Source organism: Klebsiella sp. CSG-1, assembly GCF_056521145.1.
On sequence record NZ_JBWNLD010000006.1, the window covers coordinates 330,253 to 354,212 of the forward strand.

The 23,960-nt window shown below is 56.5% G+C and carries 28 protein-coding genes; 17 read left to right on the top strand and 11 right to left on the bottom strand.

Annotated features, from left to right (window positions below; genetic code table 11):
* Positions 1-37: 37 nt before the first annotated feature.
* Both AC007G_RS17115 and AC007G_RS17120 read right to left on the bottom strand, forming a co-directional pair.
* On the bottom strand, positions 38-517 hold the full coding sequence (locus tag AC007G_RS17115; RefSeq protein ID WP_032689619.1) for an Hcp family type VI secretion system effector: 480 nt from the start codon (positions 515-517) through the stop codon (positions 38-40).
* Between the two features lie 240 nt (positions 518-757).
* Entirely contained in the window at positions 758-1,450 is a 693-nt protein-coding gene (locus AC007G_RS17120; protein WP_046853132.1) for a hypothetical protein, read from the bottom strand.
* A gap of 575 nt (positions 1,451-2,025) precedes the next feature.
* Here AC007G_RS17120 and AC007G_RS17125 point away from each other — a divergent pair.
* A complete protein-coding gene (locus AC007G_RS17125) occupies positions 2,026-2,571 on the top strand; it encodes a YfaZ family outer membrane protein (protein ID WP_032689621.1) in 546 nt (181 codons plus the stop codon).
* Between the two features lie 66 nt (positions 2,572-2,637).
* On the opposite strand, the gene AC007G_RS17130 is transcribed toward AC007G_RS17125, so the two are convergent.
* The gene (locus AC007G_RS17130; RefSeq protein WP_142630971.1) at positions 2,638-4,008 is read right to left on the bottom strand and encodes an NAD-dependent succinate-semialdehyde dehydrogenase; all 1,371 of its coding nucleotides are present in this window, start codon (positions 4,006-4,008) and stop codon (positions 2,638-2,640) included.
* A gap of 212 nt (positions 4,009-4,220) precedes the next feature.
* Between AC007G_RS17130 and AC007G_RS17135 the strand changes: the two genes are divergently transcribed.
* The 3 genes from AC007G_RS17135 to AC007G_RS17145 are packed head-to-tail and all read left to right on the top strand — an operon-like array spanning position 4,221 to position 7,024.
* Entirely contained in the window at positions 4,221-5,036 is an 816-nt protein-coding gene (locus AC007G_RS17135; RefSeq protein ID WP_032698231.1) for an AraC family transcriptional regulator, read from the top strand.
* 46 nt (positions 5,037-5,082) lie between these two features.
* Positions 5,083-5,748 (top strand): LysE family translocator, encoded by a 666-nt coding sequence (locus AC007G_RS17140; RefSeq protein ID WP_142630970.1) that lies wholly within the window; start codon positions 5,083-5,085, stop codon positions 5,746-5,748.
* Positions 5,741-7,024 (top strand): DUF445 domain-containing protein, encoded by a 1,284-nt coding sequence (locus AC007G_RS17145; protein ID WP_074398969.1) that lies wholly within the window; start codon positions 5,741-5,743, stop codon positions 7,022-7,024. Before AC007G_RS17140 ends, AC007G_RS17145 begins: the two co-directional genes overlap by 8 nt.
* A gap of 43 nt (positions 7,025-7,067) precedes the next feature.
* Here AC007G_RS17145 and metC read toward each other — a convergent pair whose 3' ends face one another.
* Together metC and AC007G_RS17155 are read right to left on the bottom strand one after the other, a co-directional pair.
* The gene (gene metC / locus AC007G_RS17150; RefSeq protein WP_032689625.1) at positions 7,068-8,258 is read right to left on the bottom strand and encodes a cystathionine beta-lyase; all 1,191 of its coding nucleotides are present in this window, start codon (positions 8,256-8,258) and stop codon (positions 7,068-7,070) included.
* A 37-nt stretch (positions 8,259-8,295) separates the two neighbouring features.
* Positions 8,296-9,528: a dicarboxylate/amino acid:cation symporter gene (locus AC007G_RS17155; RefSeq protein WP_047663951.1), complete on the bottom strand. Its 1,233-nt coding sequence runs from the start codon at positions 9,526-9,528 to the stop codon at positions 8,296-8,298.
* A 224-nt stretch (positions 9,529-9,752) separates the two neighbouring features.
* On the opposite strand from AC007G_RS17155, the gene AC007G_RS17160 reads away from it, so the two are divergent.
* The 5 genes from AC007G_RS17160 to AC007G_RS17180 all read left to right on the top strand — a co-directional run bounded on the left by AC007G_RS17160 (position 9,753) and on the right by AC007G_RS17180 (position 13,246).
* Positions 9,753-10,679 (top strand): LysR family transcriptional regulator, encoded by a 927-nt coding sequence (locus AC007G_RS17160; RefSeq protein WP_032697909.1) that lies wholly within the window; start codon positions 9,753-9,755, stop codon positions 10,677-10,679.
* A 51-nt stretch (positions 10,680-10,730) separates the two neighbouring features.
* On the top strand, positions 10,731-10,970 hold the full coding sequence (locus tag AC007G_RS17165) for a DUF2164 domain-containing protein (protein ID WP_032689628.1): 240 nt from the start codon (positions 10,731-10,733) through the stop codon (positions 10,968-10,970).
* A gap of 96 nt (positions 10,971-11,066) precedes the next feature.
* Positions 11,067-12,218, top strand: a complete 1,152-nt coding sequence (locus tag AC007G_RS17170) for a double-cubane-cluster-containing anaerobic reductase (RefSeq protein WP_032697908.1) — start codon at positions 11,067-11,069, stop codon at positions 12,216-12,218.
* Positions 12,219-12,227: 9 nt separating this feature from the next.
* Complete coding sequence (gene yjiL, locus AC007G_RS17175) at positions 12,228-12,995, top strand: putative 2-hydroxyacyl-CoA dehydratase activator YjiL (RefSeq protein WP_136894979.1); 768 nt, start codon at positions 12,228-12,230, stop codon at positions 12,993-12,995.
* A complete protein-coding gene (locus AC007G_RS17180; protein WP_136894977.1) occupies positions 12,992-13,246 on the top strand; it encodes a putative Se/S carrier protein in 255 nt (84 codons plus the stop codon). The genes yjiL and AC007G_RS17180 overlap by 4 nt, the downstream gene beginning before the upstream one ends.
* A 215-nt stretch (positions 13,247-13,461) precedes the next feature.
* Here AC007G_RS17180 and AC007G_RS17185 read toward each other — a convergent pair whose 3' ends face one another.
* The 4 genes from AC007G_RS17185 to AC007G_RS17200 all read right to left on the bottom strand — a co-directional run bounded on the left by AC007G_RS17185 (position 13,462) and on the right by AC007G_RS17200 (position 16,509).
* Positions 13,462-14,526, bottom strand: a complete 1,065-nt coding sequence (locus AC007G_RS17185) for a DUF2955 domain-containing protein (protein WP_032689632.1) — start codon at positions 14,524-14,526, stop codon at positions 13,462-13,464.
* Positions 14,516-15,583 carry an HlyD family secretion protein gene (locus AC007G_RS17190; RefSeq protein WP_032689633.1) on the bottom strand — a complete coding sequence of 356 codons (1,068 nt, stop codon included), beginning with the start codon at positions 15,581-15,583 and terminating at the stop codon, positions 14,516-14,518. Before AC007G_RS17190 ends, AC007G_RS17185 begins: the two co-directional genes overlap by 11 nt.
* A 6-nt stretch (positions 15,584-15,589) precedes the next feature.
* Positions 15,590-16,054, bottom strand: a complete 465-nt coding sequence (locus AC007G_RS17195; RefSeq protein WP_032689634.1) for a MarR family winged helix-turn-helix transcriptional regulator — start codon at positions 16,052-16,054, stop codon at positions 15,590-15,592.
* A 290-nt stretch (positions 16,055-16,344) separates the two neighbouring features.
* On the bottom strand, positions 16,345-16,509 hold the full coding sequence (locus AC007G_RS17200) for a DUF1127 domain-containing protein (RefSeq protein ID WP_064497381.1): 165 nt from the start codon (positions 16,507-16,509) through the stop codon (positions 16,345-16,347).
* A 177-nt stretch (positions 16,510-16,686) separates the two neighbouring features.
* On the opposite strand from AC007G_RS17200, the gene AC007G_RS17205 reads away from it, so the two are divergent.
* On the top strand, positions 16,687-18,099 hold the full coding sequence (locus AC007G_RS17205) for an aminotransferase-like domain-containing protein (protein ID WP_032697905.1): 1,413 nt from the start codon (positions 16,687-16,689) through the stop codon (positions 18,097-18,099).
* A 163-nt stretch (positions 18,100-18,262) separates the two neighbouring features.
* Here AC007G_RS17205 and AC007G_RS17210 read toward each other — a convergent pair whose 3' ends face one another.
* Entirely contained in the window at positions 18,263-18,706 is a 444-nt protein-coding gene (locus AC007G_RS17210) for a FosA family fosfomycin resistance glutathione transferase (RefSeq protein WP_047663948.1), read from the bottom strand.
* Positions 18,700-19,608, bottom strand: coding sequence for a LysR family transcriptional regulator (locus tag AC007G_RS17215; RefSeq protein ID WP_032689638.1), 909 nt, complete (start codon positions 19,606-19,608; stop codon positions 18,700-18,702). The genes AC007G_RS17210 and AC007G_RS17215 overlap by 7 nt, the downstream gene beginning before the upstream one ends.
* A gap of 87 nt (positions 19,609-19,695) precedes the next feature.
* Here AC007G_RS17215 and AC007G_RS17220 point away from each other — a divergent pair, with 87 nt between their 5' ends.
* The 7 genes from AC007G_RS17220 (at position 19,696) to AC007G_RS17250 (ending at position 23,952) form a co-directional block, all read left to right on the top strand.
* Positions 19,696-20,499 carry an NAD(P)H-dependent oxidoreductase gene (locus AC007G_RS17220; RefSeq protein WP_032697902.1) on the top strand — a complete coding sequence of 268 codons (804 nt, stop codon included), beginning with the start codon at positions 19,696-19,698 and terminating at the stop codon, positions 20,497-20,499.
* Positions 20,500-20,625: 126 nt separating this feature from the next.
* Positions 20,626-21,204, top strand: coding sequence for a TetR/AcrR family transcriptional regulator (locus AC007G_RS17225; protein ID WP_032689640.1), 579 nt, complete (start codon positions 20,626-20,628; stop codon positions 21,202-21,204).
* Between the two features lie 142 nt (positions 21,205-21,346).
* Positions 21,347-22,159, top strand: coding sequence for a winged helix-turn-helix domain-containing protein (locus AC007G_RS17230; RefSeq protein WP_046853150.1), 813 nt, complete (start codon positions 21,347-21,349; stop codon positions 22,157-22,159).
* Entirely contained in the window at positions 22,156-22,674 is a 519-nt protein-coding gene (locus tag AC007G_RS17235) for a FidL-like protein (protein ID WP_032689643.1), read from the top strand. The genes AC007G_RS17230 and AC007G_RS17235 overlap by 4 nt, the downstream gene beginning before the upstream one ends.
* A 405-nt stretch (positions 22,675-23,079) precedes the next feature.
* The gene (locus tag AC007G_RS17240; protein ID WP_010634659.1) at positions 23,080-23,358 is read left to right on the top strand and encodes a BMC domain-containing protein; all 279 of its coding nucleotides are present in this window, start codon (positions 23,080-23,082) and stop codon (positions 23,356-23,358) included.
* A 16-nt stretch (positions 23,359-23,374) separates the two neighbouring features.
* Positions 23,375-23,659, top strand: a complete 285-nt coding sequence (locus AC007G_RS17245; RefSeq protein WP_004857488.1) for a BMC domain-containing protein — start codon at positions 23,375-23,377, stop codon at positions 23,657-23,659.
* A gap of 14 nt (positions 23,660-23,673) precedes the next feature.
* Complete coding sequence (locus tag AC007G_RS17250) at positions 23,674-23,952, top strand: BMC domain-containing protein (RefSeq protein WP_015585230.1); 279 nt, start codon at positions 23,674-23,676, stop codon at positions 23,950-23,952.
* Positions 23,953-23,960 lie beyond the last annotated feature (8 nt).

The following is a 23,960-nucleotide window of genomic DNA, read 5'->3' on the forward strand; positions in this document are numbered from 1 at the left end:
CTCCCTCTCCCGGAGGGAGGAGGTCAGCATGAAGGCATCAGGCGGTACAGAATTCATTCCAGGTATCACGATAAATAATGTTCCCTTCGGTGTGCTTCCAGACGATGGCCTCATAACGCAATTCGAGTGTTTCAAGGTGCGTGCTGCTCAGACCGGTGGGTGAAAGGTACGGTGCAATCGTGGTGATTTTGACGTTGTCGAGGACGATATTGAAATACTCGGCTTCAAGGCCTGATTCCATAATACGGTACATCCTGATCGTCGCTTTTTTCAGGGTACGACCTTCGCACACCGCGCGATACAGAACGGGGGTCGTCTGGTCGAACTCTTTCACTATGGCGATCGGACGATGAACGCGCGTACCGGTAAGTTTACCCCAGTGCGGATCAACGGGAATGGTGATGCCGTGCGAGAATGATTTTAATTCGATAGAACCTGCACGCAGGGGCATTAAACAGCCGCCAACAATCGGCGAACCGTTTTCATCCTCAAGCCAGAGATGTGCGGGAGTAGACATATATAACTTCCTTATAAATAAATGTAATAAACCGTTTTTTTTCTGGCGTTTACCATTTCACATAACGTGCAAATATATATATTATGAATATAGCGAACCCCCCCACAGGCCAGAGGGGACCAGAGGGAAAAAAATAAATAAATGCCATTGCGAATAACAAAGTCAGCAATCCAGGCCCATGGAGCGAAACCAAGGACCTAAATATCCTACAGAAAATCCTTTTAATAATATTCATCACAATTATTGAATCATCCTGGTAATAATTTCTGCAATGTCACTGTCCGATGCCCATTGTGCCTTAAGCGCCCCAACTCGCTCAAACAATGGTTCTATCAGAAAATACATCATCTCCAGTCCCTGAGCGTAGAGTACAGAGTAATAGGCCGGCCAGGTAAACTGGAGTCGATGAGCGCTATCTGCTGCCTTCTGGACAATCCCATATATGCCAGAGAGTGTAATCGCCATCCCCGTCGCACGTCCCGCTAAGACTCGCATATCAAGGTTTAGGTTCATACCGACCGTAACTGAGGAGGTGACCGCTAATATGAAACCATAACCGGTCAGAGAACTCGCCGCAATGTGTATATTGACCGCCATCAGCATTTTTTTGATATGCTCTAGTTGATCGGACGTTTTATATTTAAATATTTCTTCAAAATATACTTTGAACATTTCATAAACAACATCGTCATGTTGAAAAAGGTGAATGACCGCGAGAGTAAATCGTCCATCTTCATTTTTTTGCCGCTGACAAACATCCTGATATTCATCAGTAAAGCAGGATGCGTAATACAACGCGCGTTTTGCGCCAGCACCGGTCAATGCAATCTGATCTGCCACCGCGTTTTCAACGCCCGCCAGCGCATGATCAAGTTTCAATGCGAGAATGTTATTGGATTGCAAATAACGGATGACTTCATTTCTGTAGTACATAGCCGCTCCTGGCCATTATGGATTCCGCAAAAGGTCGTCGGAAGGCTATATTGACAAGAAATGCCCACCAGAAGATATATTCGTTCTCAACGATTTTATTTTAATTCAAAAAAAATCAGTTAAATTCATTAAACATTACAGAACTGTCGCTCCGCTTTTCTGCGTATCACACGGTAATACGCTGATCGAAAACGGGGTGAGCATAATCTTCCCCCTGACTCAGCAATACCGCGTTGAATATGAACGACCGCCCGCTCAATTCATCAGCAAAAGTGTAAATTAAAATTTTTATTGGTAACAATTGAAATACTTTCAAGAATAATCACAGAGGTAGACTATTTTCTCTGCAACTCATTTTCCCCGTTTGTTCAATTCAGGTTTAGCCAAACAGCTAAACTGACCCTAAACGGTAAAACGTTAATGATTGACGCCGCGACAAAGAAACTAATTCACAACATCTGCAGATGTATTTCAATAACAAACCCAGAATAAAAAATCGAAAATAGTCATATTTGCAGTTGTAAAAATCGTTTGATAGGGTATCCGCAGATTAGTTTTACGACGAGGCATCTACTATGAAAAAGCTCAATATCCTTATCCTTTCTGCGCTAACCGCGGTTTCTGGCTCCGCAATGGCGATGGGCTTTACCGTCGAGCAGGGTAAAAACTTTACCAACCTTAATATGGAACTGGGTAAATCCTCCTCCGGCCTTTATGCCGAAAGCAACTGGCTGAAAAATACCGATGACGGTACCCAGACCGGCGGCGTTGGCGCAGGTTATAACCTGGAAGTTGGCCCGGTGATGCTCAATGCCGGCGCGAAAGCCATCTACCTTGGGCCGAAAAAAGGCGATAACGGCGTGGCGTTCCCCATCGGCGGCGGCGTTAACGTTGCGCTGACCGACAGCATCCACGTCTTCGGCGAAGGTTATGCCGCGCCGGAAGGCCTGAATAACAGCGTGAAAAACTACGTTGAAGCCAACGGCGGCGTGAGCTGGACGCCCATTACCCCGGTGACGCTGAAAGTGGGTTACCGCCATGTCAGCGTTGACGGCAAAGACGGTCGTCCGAACCACACCCTGATTGATGGTGCCTATATTGGCGGTGGGGTCACCTTCTGACCCGCCGGTAAGCGTAAAAAAACCTGCCATCCGGCAGGTTTTTTATTCACGGTTCACAACGTCCGATTACCGGCGAATCACCACCAGCTTCTGGTTCACAAACTCTTTAATCCCCAGATCGGACAGCTCACGGCCAAAGCCAGAGCGCTTCACGCCGCCGAACGGCAGCTCCGGCGCGGTATCGGTTAACCAGTTGATATAGACCATCCCGGTTTCGATCCGCGACGCCATCCGTTTCGCCCGTTCGATATCCTGGCTGAACACGGCGCCCCCCAGACCATAGTGCGAATCGTTCGCCAGCTTCACCGCCTCGTCGTCGTCCTTCACCACGTAGATTTGCGCCACCGGGCCGAAAAACTCTTCAAAGTACGCCGGGTTATCACGGGTAATGCCGGTCAGAATGGTTGGCTCGAAAAAGCTGCCTTCCCGCGGCGCTGGTTTACCGCCCAGATGCACTCTGGCACCGTTTTTCACTGCCTCATCCACCTGTCTGGTCAGCGTTTGCAGCGCATCTTTCGAGGAGAGCGGGCCCAGCGTCGTACTCTCGTCCAACGGATCGCCGATTTTCACCTGGCGGAAGGCTTCAGTGAACTGGCTCAAGAACTGGTCGGCAATGTTTTCGTGCAGGATAAAACGTTTCGCCGCGGTGCACACCTGGCCGGCGTTGTTGAGTCGCGCCTGTACGCCAGTCTTCACCGCCTTCTCCAGACTGGCATCATCCAGTACCACAAACACATCATTGCCGCCCAGTTCGAGGGTCGCCTTTTTGATGTATTTTGCCGCCTGGGACGCCACCACGCTGCCGGCTTTTTCCGAACCGGTCAGCGCTGCCCCCTGGACGCGATCGTCGGCGATGATTTTCGCCACCTGCTCCTGGGAGATAAAGAGGTTGGTCCACGCCCCTTCGGGCGCTCCCGCCTCACGCACCAGATGGGCGAAGGTCTCTGCACAATGCGGAACGATACTCGCATGTTTGGCGATAACCGGGTTCCCCGCCGCCAGGTTTGGCGCCAGTACCCGCATCAGCTGGTAGTAAGGAAAGTTCCAGGGTTCCACGGCCATCAGCACGCCGACAGGATGGTGTTCAACCCAGGCCTCACCGATGTCGGAGGGATATTTCACCGGAGCCAGAAACGATTTCGCATTATCGGCATAGTAGCGGGCGATTTGCGCACAGAGCTTCACCTCACCGCGGCTTTGCGCAATCAATTTCCCCATCTCCTGACTGGCGATTTTCGCCAGCTCGTCAACCCGGCTGTCGATAAGATCCGCCAGCCTGTGCAGAACGGGTAGGCGCCGGTCGATATCCCCCTCCGACCAGGCGGAATGGTAGAGCGCATCCGCCTTCTGCAGCGCCGCTTCGACGTCCGCATCGCTGTGCGCAGCGTACTGTTTAATCAGCTGATTATTTGCAGGATTCACCGTCTGATAAGCCATATCGTATGTCTCCTTGTTATCGCTATTTATGTAGTCATAAAAACTACTCAGGGTATTAAGGGTAGTAGAGATGGCTAATCGCGCGGGTAAAGTTAGGTATATACGGAGGATTCTGGAGAGATATCGCCGCCGATGACGCGAGAGTCGCGCCCGCAGACAGACCCGGACGGGCGTGCTATAAACCCCCTATCCCCTTCGCTAAGGAGTCTTTCGTGAGCCATACGCGCGATATCCTGCAAACCTTCTGGCGCGACGAACAGCTGCCCTGGCTGGAACTGCGCAGCACCCGGCAAAGTCGCCAGTCCTATAAACGGCACCGCCATCCGCAGCTCTCTGTAGGAGCGATTATCGAAGGGGAAACGTGCTGTTTGTGCAACGGCCGGGAATATCTGCTGCGTCCCGGCGATCTGATCATTATCCCCGCTCAAGCGCCGCACAGCTGTAACCCGCGCGATGGCCGGCCGCGCAGCTACCATATGCTGTACCTCGACATGACGTGGTGCCGGCAACGGCTGCCGCTTTTCCCGAGTCAGGCGCAGGTGCACGCGCCGCATCCCGTGATCCGCGATCCTGAGCTTTTCGCACAATATCAGCAGATTGTGGTGCTAATGGAGCAGCAGAAAACGGCAGCGCTCCCCGAACAGGTTGCACAACTGCTGCGGGCGCTCCCGCTATGCCCCGCCCCGCCACTACCGCTGCGCGCTACCAGTTCGCAGCTCTTCCGTCGCCTGGCGGCCGATTTACAGGAACCGCCCACCCTTGATGCGCTGGCCCACGAGTTCGCCCTGCGCAAAGAGACGCTGATTCGCACCTTTAAGCAGGACACTGGCCTGACGCCCGCCAGCTTTATGAATATGGCACGCATCGAATTTGCCAAAACGCGCCTGCGCGCCGGAGATGAAATCGCCGACGTCGGCTACCAGGCCGGATTTGCCGACCAGAGCCATTTCCACAAAACCTTTGTCAGCTACACCGCCGCTACGCCGCGCCAGTACGCGCTAGGCCGATCAATATCAGACAATAATTAGCGCCCCTCTTGCCATAGGCTGATCTCAGGTTCTTTGTGAGGTCGCTATGGACATGTTGACGTCGTTTTTCCCGCCCGCGTTTCCCGCGCTGGCGCTCTCCCACTTCGTTGCCCTGCTTAGCCCGGGGCCAGATTTCTTTTTACTGATGGGCTACGCCATCCGCTATCGCCTGCGCGGCAGCGTCGGCCTGTGCGTCGGTATCGCCGCCGGAAACGGGCTGTACATTGTGCTGGCGATTATCGGCTGGGGGATACTGCGTCAGACGCCGCTGCTGTTTACCGTCGTCGAGCTGTTGGGCGCCGCATATTTGCTGTGGATTGGCAGCCTGCTGCTGAGAAGCCGCCCGACGACGCTGGATGTCCACAATAGCGCCTCGGCTTCACGCCCGTCGCTGGTAAAACAGCTTCTTCTGGGGCTGGGTTCTTCACTGCTCAATCCTAAAAACGCCCTGTTTTATCTGGCGCTGATGACCTCGTTGCTGGGCCCGGACGTCACGCTGGTGCAGCAGATCGTCAGCGGAGTCTGGATGACCAGTATCGTGCTGCTGTGGGATCTCCTGCTGGTGACGATGATCGCCCTACCGGCGGTGCAGCGTCGCCTTTCCGCCGTAGTCTGGCGCGTTGAGCGAGCGGCGGGCGGCGTACTGATGGCTTTTGGTTGTTGGATTGTGTGGCAGTTTTTGCACGAGTCCGCCGTCAGGCTATATGCTTAAGCCTATGGAAAAAATTGCTGAACTGAAACGCGCCAAACTGCTGGCGCTGTCGCTACTGCTGATTGCGGTCGCCATTTTTATCACCACGCTGCTACTGCCGCCGACGCCGTGGGTCAGCGCGCTCAAGGCTATCTCCGAAGCGGCGATGGTCGGAGCGCTGGCCGACTGGTTCGCGGTGGTGGCACTGTTTCGTCGTATCCCGCTGCCGTTTATCTCCCGACATACGGCGATTATTCCCCGCAATAAGGACAGGATCGCCGATAATCTTGGCTATTTTGTGCAGGAAAAATTTCTCGATACGCCCTCGCTGGTGGCGCTCATCCGTCGCTATGAACCTGCCCTGATGCTCGGCAACTGGTTCAGCCAGCCGGAAAATGCCCGCCGGGTGGGCCACCATCTGCTGCAGGTGATGAGCGGCTTTCTGGAGCTGACCGATGACGCCCGTATTCAGCGCCTGCTGCGCCGGGCGGTACATAAGGCGATTGATAAAGTCGATCTGACGCAGACCAGCGCCATGATGCTGGAGGGATTAACCCGCAACAATCGCCATCAGAAGCTGCTGGACTCGCTCATTACCCAGCTCATTGCATTGCTGCAGCGCGACAGCTCGCGCGCGTTTATTGCCCGTGGCATTGTCCACTGGCTGGAGACCGAGCATCCGCTGAAGGCCAAAATTCTGCCCACCGAATGGCTGGGCGAACACAGCGCCGACATGGTGACCGACGCGGTGAATACGCTGCTCGACGAAGTCACCCAGGATCGCAGCCATCAGATCCGCCAGGCGTTCGATCGCGCCACCTTAAAACTGATCGATAACCTGAAAACCGATCCGCTGCTGGCGGAAAAAGCGGAGGGCATCAAGGCCTACCTGAAAAATGATGAGGCCTTTAACCGCTACCTCAGCGAGGTATGGGCCGACCTGCGGGCGTGGATCAAAAACGATGTCACCCGCGACGACTCGCGGATTCAACAGCGGATTGCCGATGCCGGGCAGTGGTTTGGCGAAACGTTGCTCCACGATGACGCGCTGCGCGAGTCGCTAAACGAGCACCTGGAGCAGGCGGCCCATCGAGTGGCGCCAGAGTTTGCCGCCTTCCTGACTCGTCATATCAGCGATACGGTCAAAAGCTGGGATGCGCGGGATATGTCGCGGCAAATTGAACTCAATATCGGTAAAGACCTGCAGTTTATCCGCATCAACGGCACCCTGGTCGGCGGCTCTATCGGCCTCGTACTGTGGTTATTCTCGCAGATCCCGGCGCTGTTTGTGCATTAAGCGAGCGCAAAACAGGGCCCCGCACGCTGGCGGGGCCCGGTGTTTAGCCGATGCGGGTAAACCCGGCCTCCAGATCGGCAATCAAATCGCCGACATCCTCCAGCCCGATATGTACCCTGACCAGCGTCCCGCTGAAATCCACCTCGCCAGCTGGACGAATACTGTTCAGCTCTTCCGGCTGGTTAGCCAGAATCAACGACTCGAACCCGCCCCACGAGTAGGCCATATGGAACAGCGAGAAGTTGTCGAGGAACATCGACATTTGCTCATCCGTCAGGCGCTTTTTCAGTACGAAGGAGAACAGGCCCGAGCTGCCGGTGAAATCCCGCTGGAAATATTCATGGCCCGGACACTCTGCTAAAGCCGGATGATTCACCCGCGCCACTTCCGGCCTCGCCGACAGCCAGCGAGCAATGTGGATACTGCTCTCTTGATGCTGTCTGAGGCGTACCGCCAACGTGCGCAGCCCGCGGCTGCCGTTATAGGCGGTATCCGCATCCAGCGTCTGCCCCATCAGATAGGAGTTTTCGCGCAGACGATCCCAGCAGCGGGCGTTGGAGACCGCCGTACCCAGCATGGCGTCGGAATGGCCAATGGTGTACTTGGTGCCTGCCTGAATCGAGATATCCACGCCGTAGTCCAACGCCTTAAACAGCACGCCCGCCGCCCAGGTGTTGTCGATCATGATAACGATCTGCGGATTTACCGCGCGGATCGCGTTGACCATTCCCGGTACATCCTGGACTTCCATGGTGATTGAGCTGGGGGACTCCAGAAAGACCACTTTGGTTTCCGGGCGGATCAACCCGGCAATCCCGGCGCCGATCAGCGGATCGTAATAGGTGGTTTCAACGTTGAATTTGCTGAGGATCTTATTGCAGAAGTCCTGCGTTGGCTCATAGGCCGCGCCGGTCATCAGGATATGGTCGCCGCTTTGCACGAACGCCAGAATCGCATTGGTCACCGCCGCTGCCCCGCACGGATAGAGCGCGCAGCCCGCGCCACCTTCCAGTTCACTCATCGCTTTCTGAAACGCGAAATGGGTGTAGGTCCCGCGACGGCCGTAGAACAGCTCGCCGTTGGCGCGATTGGCGGTAGCAAATTTTTTATCTTTCACCGTCTCAAAGACCAGCGAAGAAGCGCGCTGGATAACCGGGTTTACCGCCCCCTGGGTGTAGCGTTTATCGCGTCCGGCGATAATTAACTGCGTGTCGAGCTTGAGTGAATTCTTCATAACGTCTCCTGTAATATCCTTATATCCGTGCGAAAGCTTATACGGCGGCAGCCGTGGATTTCAGTTCAGCCGGTGCCGGCTTTTTTCCGGCGAAGCGTTCCACAATCTGCGCGGCGTTCAAATCATGAATCACGTTGATCAGAGTAGCCGGGGCATCGGTGATGGTGCCCAGTACCACCAGCATCGGGATCGCCTCCATCGGCAGCCCCAGCGTGGTGACGATAAAAATTTCACCGAGGAATGCGCCGCCCGGTACGCCGCCAACGATAATGGCGGAGAGCACGGCGATCAGCATGGTCAGAAAGAAGGTTTCGCTGGTGAACTCCATCCCCAGCACCGAATAGATAAAGACGATCTTCAGCGCGGCGATCATGGCCACACCGCCCTTATTCAGGTTAACCAGCAGCGGAATAGAGACATCGACGATTTCCGGGTTAATGCCCATCGCTTTACCAGCGCGCAGGGTGACGGGCAGCGTCCCTAATGAGGAGCAGGTCCCGAGCGCGGTCGCCGACGGTTCAACCGCATTGCGCCAGAATGCTTTCACCGCCGGCATGCCGCCGCCGATATATGAATAGAGAATCGAACCGAAGATAAAATAGGCCAGCGTGGCAACCATAAACAGGCCGATTGCCCGGGCAAAGGTCAACAGCAGCCCTGAGTCCTGGCTGGCCATCGTCGCGGCGAAATAGCAGCCCAGACCTATCGGCGCGACTTTCATAATGATCGAGACGATCTTCATGATGACGGTATTGGCATCTTCCAGCAGCGAGGCTATGCGTTTACCCGCCTGTTCCGATTGCCCGATGGCCACACCGGCAATAATCGCCATCACGATCAGCGCCAGAATATTGGACTTCGAGAACAGCCCGATAAAATCGCTGGTGGTGATCATGCTGACAAAATCCATCTGCCCGCTGCCCGCCTGCACCGACTGTGACAGATCGATGGTGACCCCCTGCGCCGGGTTGTACCATAAGGCGAGCGCGACGATGCCGGCCGCGGGAATAAAGGCCATCGCAATCGAAACAATGAAGATAATCGCCATAATGCGTCCCAGCCTTTTCAGGTCGGTCATACTGGCGATCGATGACATCACGCTGATGCCCACCAGCGGGACAATAATCATAAATAGCAGGTTAAGGAATATCTGACCTATCGGCTGTAATTTAACCGCCAGTCCTGGGGCGTAAATACCTGTCAGGCCGCCGATCACCAGGGCAATTAATAAAATAATAGAGGATTTGTAGGGTTCGAGTCGTGACCACATAACCGGTACCTTTTAATTAAAATTATATTAAATGAGATTAAATTCACAATTTAATGACTTTCTGCGGTGCCTCCTTTTATTTTGTGATGCAACTCACTTAAGTTGTTATTTTTTCATTTTGCCAGCAAGTTGTTTCCTGTGATTCAATAGTTGCATGTTTCAGATACGAATGTAACGGCTCATTCGTACCGTTTTTGCAAATCACTTGTGAATTTAAGGAAAAAATGAGCACGCCAATTTCACTCAAGCATCTGGAGTTTTTTATCAAAATTGTCGACTGCGGAGGATTATCCGAGGCCGCCGCACAGCTTAACGTCTCGCCTTCTGCGGTCAGTAAAAGCCTCTCGGCAATGGAAGATACGCTGGGCACGACATTAATTAAGCGTACCACCCGCAGTATTACCTTGACCGACGCCGGGCAATATCTATTTAATCGCGCCAATAAGTTACTAAAAGAGTTTGATGATACGTTAAATACCACTTCCGGCTATTATCATAATCCGCAGGGTGAATTACGAATTACCTGCTCCATTGCCTTTGGCTACTCCCGGTTGGTCAACCTGGTGGATAAATATCGTCAGCAGTACCCGGATGTGAATCTGTATATTGATTTGAACGATAATTTCGTCAACCTCAATGAAACCGACTTCGATATCGCTCTGCGTATCTCCACCGCACCGCCGCAAAACTACGCCATGCGCAAACTGGTTTCGATTCGCTGGGCTTATTGTGCGTCACCCGGCTATCTGGCTAAAAAAGGGATGCCGGTGCGGCGCAGCGATCTGGTGAATCATGATTGCCTGGTTTATCCCGGCTTGACGCCGGTGCTGAAGGTGACCGACGAGCACGATCGCCCGCATCAGCTTAAGCTGCACATGCCTATCCAGGCCAACAGCAGCCTGGTGCTGTTAAAATCGGTGCTGGAAGATCAGGGCGTTGCCTACCTGCCGACCTATCTAATCGGCGATCATATTCAGAAAGAGGAGATCACGCCGCTGATCCTCGATGGGACGATCGCCTGCGAGACGCACGCGCTGTATGCGCTCTATTTCCCCAGCAAATACAGCAATCCTAAAGTACGATCGTTTATCGATTTCCTGGTGGCAGAACTCGGCCCGGTGCCCGCGTGGGATAGCTGGATCCCCAGCTAACCTTATCTCCTCTGCCTTTTGATGCATTCAGAGCCCATTTAAGGAGCAAAAATGGCTGACATTACCCTGACTCCCGGCGAACGCGATCTGCTTCGCGAAAAGCTATGCGCATACTGCGAACAGAATTTTGACCTTGAACTGGAGCAGTTTGACGCCGAGTTCTTTGTCGATTTTATCGCGAAAGAGCTCGGCCCTATGTTCTATAACGCCGGGATTGAGGAGGCGATCCGCACCCACGTGGCTTACAGCGAGCGCATTCAGGAAGAGATGGATTTGAAGAAGGTCTACTAACGCCGCGGGATGCGTGGAAGATCAACAAACACACATAAATAACAGGGCTATAATGGCGACTCTTTCATCATCTCCCGTGTACGGGGAAGGAAAATCATGTCGCTCATCACCGCTCTACCCGCCATCTTCGACCAATTCTCGGAAGCTCGTCAGCAGGGTTTTCTCACCGTCATGGACCTTAAAGAACAGAATGTGCCGCTAGTCGGCACCTACTGTACCTTTATGCCACAGGAGATAGCCATGGCGGCGGGCGCTGTCGTCGTCTCGCTGTGTTCCACTTCCGATGAGACCATTGAAGAGGCGGAGAAAGACCTGCCGCGCAACCTCTGCCCGCTGATTAAAAGCAGCTATGGCTTCGGCAAAACCGATAAATGCCCCTACTTTTACTTCTCTGACCTGGTGGTCGGCGAAACCACCTGCGATGGCAAAAAGAAGATGTACGAGTACATGGCCGAGTTCAAGGCGGTACACGTGATGCAGCTACCGAACAGCGCCAGCGACGCCGCCTCCCGGGCGCTGTGGAAAGCGGAGATCAAGCGCCTGCAGCAGGTGATTGAAACGCGCTTCGCTACGCCAATCAGCGAGGCGGCGCTGCGCGAAGCCATCGTGTTGAAAAATCGCGAACGCCGGGCGCTGGCCAATTTCTATCGCCTCGGGCAGTTAAATCCACCGGCGCTCAGCGGCGGCGACATTCTGAAAGTGGTTTACGGCGCGACCTTCCGCTTCGACAAAACTGCGCTGATTGATGAACTCAACGCGATGGCAGAACGTATCCATCAGCAATGGCGCGAAGGTCAACGACTGGAGGCCCGCCCGCGTATTCTGATCACCGGCTGCCCAATCGGCGGTGCGGCGGAAAAAGTGGTCCGCGCCATCGAAGACAACGGCGGCTGGGTGGTGGGTTATGAGAACTGCACCGGCGCGAAAGCTACCGAGCACTGTGTGGCGGAAGACGGCGACGTCTACGATGCCTTAACCGATAAATATCTCGCTATTGGCTGCTCCTGCATTTCGCCCAACGATCGGCGCCTGCAGCTGCTGAGCCAGATGGTCGAGGAGTATCAGGCCGATGGCGTGGTCGACGTCATCCTGCAGGCCTGCCATACCTATGCCGTTGAATCGCTGGCGATTAAGCGCCACGTACGTCAGCGGCACGACATCCCCTATATCGCGATTGAAACCGACTATTCGACGGCAGACCTCGGCCAGCTCAGTACCCGCGTCGCCGCATTTATCGAAATGTTGTAAGGAGCGCGCGTGATCTACACGGTAGGCATTGACTCCGGCTCCACCGCGACAAAAGGTATCCTGCTGGCAGACGGCGTCATTGCACGCCGTTTCCTCTGCCCGACCCCCTTTCGCCCCGCCGACGCCATCAATGACGCCTGGGAGACGCTGCGCGCAGGCCTCGCGGAAACGCCCTTTTTAACCCTCACCGGCTATGGTCGCCAACTGGTCGATTTTGCCGATAAACAGGTGACGGAGATTTCCTGTCACGGGCTCGGCGCACGTCTGCTGGCGCCGGAAACCCGCACGGTGATTGATATCGGCGGCCAGGACAGCAAAGTCATCCAGTTGGATGCGCAGGGCAACCTCAGCGACTTTCTGATGAATGACAAATGCGCGGCCGGTACCGGTCGTTTTCTGGAGGTGATTTCGCGAACCCTCGGCGCCAGCGTCGAGCAGCTGGACGCCATTACCGAAGGCGTTGAAGCGCACGCCATCACCAGCATGTGCACGGTATTCGCCGAATCGGAAGTGATCAGCCTGCGTTCAGCCGGGGTCGCACCGGAGGCGATTCTGGCCGGGGTGATCAACGCCATGGCCCGGCGCAGCGCGAACTTTATCGGCCGCTTATCCGCGCAGGGGCCATTGCTGTTTACCGGCGGCGTCAGCCACTGCGCGACGTTCGCCGCGATGCTGGAGCGTCACCTCGGCCTGACGGTGCACAGGCACCCGGACGCCCAGTTTGCCGGCGCCATCGGCGCGGCGCTGATCGGCCAACGCCTGAGGCGGCGAGGATGACGACATATCTGTTTTTATTTCATTCGACGGTAGGGGTGGTACGGATGCGCAAAGCCCTACAGGCGGCGGGATTACCCTTTCAGGTCAAGGACATTCCACGTCAGCTGCGCGGCGGCTGCGGGCTGTGCATTTATCTGCACTGTCTGCCGGGAGAAGAACAGAAGTGGGTTATCCCCGGCCAAACGGAAGCCATATTTCGCGTTGCCGGGGATGATTACCAGCTGCTGGCTAACTTTCCGCAGCAGGCATAAAGGCTATCCCTGCCAGGGCGTCAATCATCGCCCGGCGGCGCTTCGCTTGCGCGGGCCTACAGCCGATCGCGGATCGCCCAGCCCCGGTCTTGTTTGCAGGCCGGGTAAGGCGCCAGCCGCCACCCGGCATAACGCGCGCGCAGTGGCCGTAGCGCTCGCCCATGGGATCCCTATCAATCCCCCGATCGCCAGCAGAGCGCGTTGGCGGCCTGAGGCTATTCCGTGATGACGAACCGCGTCGGCGCAAAGCAGTTCAGAATCCGGTGCACAAGGAAAACCAGCGTCAGCGTAACGATAAGCGAGGCGGTCACCGAGGTAATACGGTACAGATCGCTGAAGATCAGATCCTGGTCCGGGTGCAGGTTCTGGCCGAACATGATCCCGATGGTGGTGATGCTGGCGAAGCCCACCCCGGCGCCAACCTTTTCCATCACGTGCAGGCGGGCGCTAAAGGCCAGACCCAGGCCAATCAGCGGCATCATCAATACCATATGGTTGCTGAAATCGTAGATAAGCAGCTGCACCACCAGAATATACAGGCAGGACAACACCACCCCCGCGACACGCCACACCGAGCTTATCACCGCGCCGCGATAGTGCATCGGGAACAGGATCAGGATCCCCGCCATCAGCGCCGAAAGAGAGTCACTGAGATCGCAGATCTGGAAGACCACGAAAATCAGGGTGGCGACGGTGCCGGAGAGCAGCGATTCATGGCGCACCCTGGCGGCGTCTTTCTCGATTCGCGGCGGCGGCTTACGCGGTTCGACGTCCGGAATCAGGTAATTCATTAACGCGCTGAGCGCCACCGCCATCACGCAGGCTTCCATATTAGAGAACAGCAGCGTGTGCCAGTTGCTGGTGGGATAGCTCATAAAGTTGAGCATCGTGCTCTGACAGACCACCCCCATCGACCCCAGCAGAAACAGCGGCCCCTGGCTCATGAAGCGAAAACGCATCACGTAGAGGCCAAAAACCACCAGCGTCATCACAATCGGCCATTGCGACAGATAGCCGACGATCAGCACCATTTCAACGCAGTTTACCGCCGCACTGAAGATAAACTGCCTGGCGACGTGACGATTAAAAACCGGCACCAGCGACAGCAGCATCAGCGGATAGACCACAAAGAAGACGCCGTACTGCACATCGTAGAAGGTCGAGATACTCAGCGCTATCATCCCGGCAAAGGCGATCCGCAGCGTCTGACGAAAGTCATTCGCCGTGTAAACGATATTACCGTGCGGGGTAAAAACGCGAGCCAGCGTATTAATAGACATAATGCAGCAGGCTCACCAGATGGATCTGCAGGCCGGCAAAGGTGCGGGCAAACGGACCCTCGCTGTTATAGAGCTGAACCGTGGCACGGGCGCCGGTCGGCAGCGGTTTATCCAGCGGTTCATCAAGAGCGACGTGGATCCGCATCCGCTGGGCATCGCGCACCCAGCGGGTAGACTGCTCCGGCTGCGATAGCTGGCCGTTAACCTCTTCCTGGCCGGCTAAAATCCCGGCGTCGCTGCTGGTCACGTGCGCCGGAAAGACTTTCCCCGGCAGGGCATCGAAGACCACCGCGGCATCGGTATTCACCCCGGTGTGGCGCAGGCTCTTCTCACGAAAATCAGCGACAATATCGGTATGGTTGCTGACCAGCGCCAGCAGCGGCGTGGCGGCAGTGGCATACAGACCCGGATTGAGCTGCAGGTTGCTCACCATCCCGTCCGTTTCGGCGTAGACTTTGCTCCAGCCAAGGTTGAGCTGCGCCTCTTCCAGCGCGTTGCGGTATTTTTGCAGCGTCACGTTACGGTTATCGTCGCGCTCCCCGCGCTGGATCAGCAGATTCTGGATACTGGCATTCAGCGCGCTGACCGACTGTTCGCTGGTCTGCCAGGTGGTGCGCACCTTATCGAGATCCGATTGCGAAACGTTCTGCATGGTGCTCAGGCGCTGATAGCGATCCAGAGTCACTTTATCGTTGCGGGCGGTGAACTGTGCGGTGCGCAGGTTGGCGCGCGCGGCGGCAAGCTGGGCATCAAGCTGCTGATTGCTCAGCTTCGCTTGTTCATAGGCTATCTGCGCGGCCTGGACTTTGTTGATAAACGGCGTCGGATCCAGCTCATAGAGCAGGTCTCCTTTCTTCACCTGGCTATTGTTGTGCACATAGACCTGCGACACATAGCCGGAGACGCGCGGTGAAACGGGCGTCACGACCCGCATGACGGTCGAGTCCGGCGTCAGCGGGATCCAGATATCGGCAACGATAAACCAGGCGAATATCGTCAGGAACGCGACAATACTTACCCTTACCCAGCGGGCAAATTTTTGTTCAGGGGTCATCATAGTTTTTTAGATCTTGTTATCTTCTTCGCGGATTGTCCGCAAATTGCAGGCGATGTGATTTAAGGTAGCGCTGAAGGTGGCGAGATCCGCCGCAGGAATGGTCCGGGTGACGCGGGATTGATAGGTCTCAATCACACGGTTCAGATCTTCCAGTATCGACCGGCCTTCCGCCGTCAGCGTCAGCAGGCGTATGCGTTTGTCATATGGCGATGTTGAACGCACCAGATAGCCCTGGTTTTCCAGCTGCGTGAGGGTGCGCATCAGCGGCGGCAGTTCAATACCCTGCACCTCCGCCAGCTCGCTGACCGACACGTTGTCCCCCAGCTGATGCAGCTGCATCAGCACCGTCCAGCTCGACTGGGTCAGGCCGGTATCGGTGATAGCAGAGTCGATGGTCGCGCGCCACTGGCGGACCACCATCGCCATCCGCATCCCCATCGGGCGGCGGGCGAACAGTTCGTCTTCGGTCATGTTTCTTTCCTCAGTTAGCTGAGAAGAAAATAATACTTATCAGGGTAAGCATCAAGAAACAGTGGGCGCAGAAGCATTAATTGATAAATATTGTGAATGTAATAATCCTGGCGGACATTTCCCCGGTCGCGCTATTGCTTTCCGGGGCTATGGCATCGTGCGGTTTTGTCGCCCGGACAGCTGTGCAGCACCGTCGCCGGGGAGATCCCGGCTGCGCGGCGCTTACCGGGGCTATGGAGTGGTCGCCCGGATAGCGTGTTTAGGCCATCATCCGGGGAAAAACGCATTTTTTAATTGAGCTGATCTCGCCTCAGCCCGACATCCTTGAGCTGTTCATCGCTCATTCGCTGCAAAACCCGTCGCGTTTGCTGCCGTAACCACCATTTTCTTATCATGCGGCCCAGTAATACGAAGCCGATAAACGGCTGTTTTGCCCGGTTCTCGTGAAATTCCATCCTCTACCTCCTCGCCTTGCCAGAGGCTTTATCTTCGCGGATCTGAAGCCCAACAATACAGATGCACAAAATACTTTTCTTTAACATACAGATTGGCTAAAACGGTATCTGCGTGGCTTTTTTTTCATCCATCTGTACTGGTTTATCTATCTGTATGGCGGCAATAAGGGATACAGCATGACGCGTTACCAACATCTGGCCAGTCTGCTGGCAGAACGTATTGAGCAAGGGCTGTATCGCGATGGCGAAAAACTGCCGTCGGTACGCAGCCTGAGTCAGGAGCACGGTGTCAGCATCAGTACCGTGCAGCAGGCCTACCAGACGCTGGAACAGCAGCGGCTGATCACCCCGCAGCCGCGTTCCGGCTATTTTGTCGCCCCGCGTAAAGCCCAGCCGCCGGTACCGCCGATGTCGCGCCCGGTTCAGCGCCCGGTGGAGATCACCCAGTGGGATCAGGTGCTGACCATGCTCGACGCCCGTAACGACAAAACCATCATCCCCTTCGGCGGCGGCTCACCGGACGTCACTCAGCCGAGTCTGAAACCGTTGTGGCGTGAGCTTAGCCGGGTGATTCAGCATAACCTCAACGAGGTGCTGAACTACGACGAGCTGGCCGGACGCCGCGAACTGCGGGAGCAGATCGCCCGCCTGATGCTGGACGGCGGTTCCGTCGTCACCGCCAACGATCTGGTGATCACCAGCGGTTGTCACAGCGCGCTGTCGCTGGCCCTGCTGTCGGTGTGCCAGCCTGGCGACATCGTCGCGGTGGAGTCGCCGACCTATTACGGCACCATGCAGCTGCTGCGCGGTCTGGGGATCAAAGCCATTGAGATCCCGACCGATCCGGACAGCGGGATCAGTATTGAAGCGCTGGAGCTGGCGCTGGAGCAGTGGCCGATCAAAGGCGTTATCCTGGTGCCGAACTGTAATAATCCGCAGGGTTTTATCATGCCGGACGCCCGCAAGCGCGCGGTGCTGACCCTTGCCCAGCGGCACGATATCGTCATTTTCGAAGATGATATTTACGGCGAACTGGCCACCGACTACCCGCGTCCGCGCACCATTCACTCGTGGGATATCGACGGCCGGGTAATGCTGTGTAGCTCGTTTACCAAAACTATCGCTCCAGGCCTGCGTATCGGCTGGATCGCGCCCGGCCGCTACTACGATCGTCTGCTACAGATGAAATACGCCGCCAGCGGGACCAACGTTCCTTCAACCCAGCTGGCCGCCTGTAACTTTATCCGCGAAGGCCACTACCATCGCCACGTGCGGCGGATGCGGCAGATTTATCAGCGGAATATGGAGATCTACACCTGCTGGCTGCGGGAATACTTCCCCTGCGGGATCTGCGTCACCCGACCGAAGGGCGGCTATATGCTGTGGGTTGAGCTCCCCGAGCACGTCGATATGGTCTGCGTCGCGAAGCAGCTGTGCCGCCTGAAAATCCAGGTCGCGCCGGGTTCGCTGTTCTCGGCGTCCGGGAAATACCGCAATTGCGTCAGGATCAACTGCGCCCTGCCGCCGATCGAGAAGCATCGGGAGGTGATGGTGAAGCTGGGGGATGCGGTGAAGGTGGCGATGGAGTGAGTTTTTCACCGTCGCGAACTGGCTTGTCCCCCGGTGGCGCTTTGCTTACCGGGGCTACAGGTTTGCAGCCGATGGAGCCAGTAGCCCGGACAAGGCGCGTCAGGCGCCGCCTCCGGGGAGCAACCGCAGGGCGATTCAGGCGGTGGCGCAGCGCTCAGCCGGGCTACGGGTTCCGGCTCGCCTGCGGCTCCTCGCCATAAAAAACCATCCCTTTATACGGCTGCTCGCGGCAGGCGGCCAGGCGCTGAGCGAGGCTGCCGACGTGCAGCTCCAGCTTGTGGCCATCGGGATCGAGGAAGTAATAAGACGCCCCTTCGCTGCGGTTCACCTTCCACATCGTCACCCCGGCCACTTCCAGACGGGCGGCAAACCCGGAGAAGTCAGCTTCGGCAATGCTAAAGGCGTAGTGGGTATAATCGCTCTCCTCCGGCGGAGTGATGCGCCGCTGCGGATCGAGGGACAGGCACAGCCACAGATCGCCGCAGGCAAGATAGGCTCCGCCGTCCCAGCGGGCGTGCAGCGTCATCCCCAGCAACTGGTGATAAAACGCCACGCTCGGCGCCAGGCGGCTGACCGCCAGGGTCAGGTGATTCAATCCGCTTAACATGACTTATCCTCTAATGACATCACGATTTGCTGACGCAGCCATTGATGGGCAGGGTCGCGATGCCAGCGCTCGTGCCACAGCATCAGCATATCAAACCCGGCCACCGCCAGCGGCGGCTCGACGACCATCAGACCACTTACCCCACGCGCCAGCCGCTCCGGTACCACCGCCACCAGCTCGCTGTTGCGCAGCGTCTCCAGCATAAACAGGAAATGTGGCACCGAAAGGACAACCCGTCGCGCCAGGCCAAGATTAGCCAGCGCGATATCGGTCGCGGCATGAAAACCGCCGCCGTCCGGCGAAACAATCACCTGTTCCAGCTGGCAGAACTGCGCCAGGCTGAGCGCCGATTGCAGCGCCGGATGCCCGACTCTGCCCGCCAGCACATAGCGTTCACTGAACAAGACGCGCTGATGCAGCTCCGCCGGCGCGCCGTCACGGGTATGGAAAAACAGATCCACTTCGTCACGCTCTGCCTGCGACACCAGCCGCGAGGGCTGCAGCTCAAAGACCGCCAGGCGGCTGCCTGGGGAGGCCCGACGCAGCGTGTGCAGCGCCGGAAGTAAAATCGCCGAGGCCATATAATCTGTCGCCGCGACGCGCCAGGTTTGCGCCGCCGTCGCCGGATCAAAATGGCTGGCAGGCGCCACCGCCAGCTCGAGTGCGGCGAGCGCATCGCGCAACGGTCCGCGCAGTTCATCAGCGCGGGCGGTCGGCAGCATCCCGCGCGGCCCGGGCAGCAGCAGCGGGTCGGCAAAAATTTCCCGCAGGCGCGCCAGCTGAATGCTGACCGACGGCTGCGACAGGTTGAGCCGCTGCGCCGCCCGCGTGACGTTATTCTCACTTAGCAACACGTCGAGGGTGCGCAGCAGGTTGAGATCCAAACGATGTAAATTAATCACGGCTATACCTGAGATTTAAGCAATTAATTTCTACTATAGCGTCAGCTTGCTTACTCTGCAGCTCTCCATCGCTCAGAGGTGATTTTTATGAAAGTACTGCTGATTTACGCCCATCCGGAACCGCGCTCGCTGAATGGCGGTTTAAAAGATTTTGCCGTGCAACATCTGCAGCAGGCCGGGCACGAGGTGCAGGTCTCCGATCTCTACGCCATGCGCTGGAAAGCGGGCTTTGATGCTGACGACAGCAGTGCCCCGCCGGTTGGCGAGTTCTGGCGCTCGACGCTCGATTCAAAGCAGGCTTTTGAACAAGGAACCCAAAGCGCAGATATCGTTGCGGAGCAAGAGAAACTGCTGTGGGCGGATACGGTGATTTTTCAGTTTCCGCTGTGGTGGTTCTCGATGCCCGCCATTATGAAAGGCTGGATCGACCGGGTTTACGCCTATGGTTTTGCCTATGGCGTCGGCGAGCACAGCGACCGCCACTGGGGCGACCGCTATGGTGAAGGGACGCTGGCGGGCAAACGGGCGATGCTGATCGTCACCACCGGCGGCTGGGCGGAGCATTACGCCCCGCGCGGTATCAACGGCCCCATCGACGACATCCTGTTCCCCATCCAGCACGGAATGCTGTTCTACCCCGGTTTTTCGGTGTTGCCGCCGCTGGTGTTCTATCGCACGGAGAAAACGGACGAGCAGCGCTTTGCCCGGCAGTGCCGCGAGCTGGGGCAGCGGCTGGATACGCTGGCGGAAACGCCCCCCATCCCGTTCCGCCGGCAAAACCACGGCGACTATCTGATCCCCTCCCTGACGCTGCGCCCGGAGCTGGCGCCTGGCGAATGCGGATTTGCGCTGCATCAGACGACAAAGTCATGTCTTCCCGGTGATTGCTGAGATACCGCAGATATCACCGGAATTCATATGACGAATTGTGACCCCCCGCGCAATAACGACAATCCACGGCGCGACACCGCCCCGCATCTTGATCGCTATCAAAAATAATCATACCGTCTGGTCGGTATGATTCGGGCCATGAATATGGAAGCCCAGCACCGAAAAAAAGATCCTGCCCGCCGGCATCAGCAGCTGCTGGAGTCGGCGGCAATGATTGCCGGCCGGGATGGCATCGCGTCGCTCTCGCTGAATGCCGTCGCCCGTGAAGCAGGCGTCAGTAAAGGCGGGTTGCTGCATCATTTCCCCAACAAGCAGGCGCTCATTTTTGCGCTGTTCGCCCGTCTGCTGGCCATTATGGAAGAGGCCATCTCGGGGCTGATGGCGGCCGATAATGTCTCTTATGGCCGTTTTACCCGCGCCTACCTGCACTATCTCTCTGACCTGACGGATACCGACGAAAGCCGGCAGCTGATGGTGTTGTCCCTGGCGATGCCGGATGAGCCGGTGCTGAGAAAATGCTGGCGAGACTGGATGCTGGGGCATCTGGCGCAGGGCGATGCGCTGGATAATAGCCATACCGGCACCCTGGTGCGCTATGCGGCGGACGGTATCTGGCTGTCGGAACTGACGGAAGGACGCACCATGGGCGCCGACCACCGCCGATCGCTGGTGCGCGATCTGACGCGGATGACGCTTCCGGCGTGATGCCGGAAAAGCCTGCCCCGTCAGGCGTTATGGATGGTTGCAGGCCGTCTGGGCACCCGGGCATACGTGAAATATGTAGACGCTCCCTGGGCCAGACTGACAAATAAAATAGCCTCATGTAGGCTCTTAGATTGAGGCCGCGATGCGCTACAACATCAATGCCCGTCTCATTTATGATGCAACGGACGGCACACTCACCCTACCGGGAAGCACCGAACCGGACAGCCAGCTGTCTATCACTGCCAGCGCGCTGCTCTACTATTTCCTGCGCCATACCGATGTTATCAGCCGCGATGAGGTACTGAAAAAAGTCTGGGATGACAACGGATTAACGTCATCCAATAGCAACCTCAACCAGTATCTGAGCATGCTGCGCAAAACCTTCCGTCATTACGACATCGAGAACATCATCGTCACGGTGTCGCGCGGTATGCTGCAGCTCAACCCCGAATTAACCATCGCCATCATTGACGACATACCGGAGGCACCGCCCGCGCCCGCGGCAGAAGTCGCGCCGGTGCAGGAGTGCGAGCCCCCCTTCGCCTGCGCCGAGGAAGCGCCCGCCCTCTCACGGCATGCGCGGGGCACCTGCTGGTATATGGCCGGCGCCAGTCTGCTGGCCATCGCGCTACTGTTGCTGACGTTTGCTTTCGTCGGCGGCAGTGAATCCCGTCCCATCACCCTGACGCAGATGACCCACAGCCAGTGCGAGCTGCTGGCCAGTGACGAGATGCTGCGCTCGGTCTCCGCCAGCGCCTACGGTAAGAATTTTGATGAGGTACGCCAGCGGCTGAAGCTGGAGTGCAAACCCGGCGAGCGTCTGGTCTTCTTTTATGGCGACAGGCTGGAAACCAACGGGCTGGGCCGGGTGTTCCTCGCCCACTGCGCCATGCATGAAGACAACCCGTTCAGCTACTGCGATAACTATTTCTACTACTCCTGGAAGCCGCAATGAGACTCGCTCCTCGCCCCTTTTTCGCCCTCTCTACGCTGGTATTTATCGTCGCGACCGGGGTCAGCGCCTGGAAACTGCTGCCCGTTGAAAAAGACGGGGTGATGAGCTGCTCAACCAAAGCCATTATGCGTTTTGAGAACATGGAGAAAGAGAACGTCAACGGCAATATTCATTTTAATTTTACCGCCAACGGCAAGGGTTCGATGGTCGTCGAAGGCTATACCGACTCCGCGGCCGGCTGGCTCTATCTGCAGCGCTACGTCAAGTTTAACTGGACCAGCCAACGCATCTCATCTACCGAACGCCACTACCGCATCAGCAAGTGGGAATCCAGCGCCTCGTCAATCGATGAGTCGCCGGACGTGATCTTTGCCTACTTTATGCGTGAAATGTCCGACAGCCATGATGGCCTGTTTCTCAACGCCCAGAAGCTCAACGAGAAAGCAATTCTGCTGAGCTCCATCAACTCTCCACTCTATGTCTGCACCCTGAAATCCGGCAGTCAGTTCGATTAATCCCACTCCCCTGCTTTCCCGGTATCGCCTCGCCGCGAAACCGCACTTTTTGCATTTATCTGGCGGTAAAAAACATGACCATACCCACACTTAATGGAGGGTAATATTACCCCGCGTCCGCAATAAATTAGCACCCCATTAACATTCCCCGCGGCGCGTCTCAACGCGCTAAAAACCACCCGTGACAACGCCAAATCCCGCACGCTAGATCAGCATAAACAGATAAATCAGCGGCTATAAAAGGCTAAATCACAGAGTAAAAATCTAAAAATAAAACTTTCACGGATTTAAATTTCACTCCATCTGCGTTTCCCTATAGTGGACGTCGAACGCCGCTGCCGCGTGTTGACGCCGTTACGCGGACGGTTTTCCCGAATCACAAAACCTGTTCTGGAGGAGATCACAATGGGTGATGCATTGGGGCTTATTGAAACCAAAGGCCTGGTGGCCTGCATTGAAGCAGCGGATGCCATGTGCAAATCCGCCAACGTCGAGCTGATTAGCTATGAAAACATCGGCTCCGGCCTGGTCACCGTCATGGTGAAGGGCGATGTCGGCGCGGTAAAAGCGGCGGTGGATTCCGGCGTGGAATCGGCGCAACGCATCGGAGAAGTGGTGACCTCGCTGGTGATTGCACGTCCGCATAACGACATCAACAAAATCGTCATTAAACACAAGGCTTAAGGCCAGGAGAACGCAAATGGGTGATGCATTAGGTCTGATTGAAACCAAAGGTCTGGTGGCTTGTATCGAAGCGGCGGATGCGATGTGTAAAGCCGCCAACGTCGAGCTGATCGGCTATGAAAACGTCGGTTCCGGGCTGGTCACCGCGATGGTGAAAGGTGACGTCGGCGCGGTGAAAGCGGCGGTGGATTCCGGTGTGGAATCGGCACAGCGCATTGGGGAAGTGGTGACCTCGCTGGTTATCGCCCGTCCGCATAACGACATCAACAAGATCGTCGCACATTACAAAGTGACGGAATAACGGGAGACAACATGATGAAAGAAGCGCTTGGTCTGATCGAAACCAAAGGTCTGGTGGCCTGTATTGAAGCCGCCGATGCGATGTGTAAAGCCGCCAACGTCGAGCTGATTGGCTATGAAAACGTCGGCTCCGGGCTGGTCACCGCGATGGTAAAAGGCGACGTCGGTGCGGTCAATGCGGCCGTTGATTCCGGTGTGGAGGCGGCAAAACGCATCGGTGAAGTGGTCACCTCTCGCGTCATTGCGCGTCCGCATAACGATATCGAAAAAATCGCGTCGCAGCATAAAGCATGACCTGACAG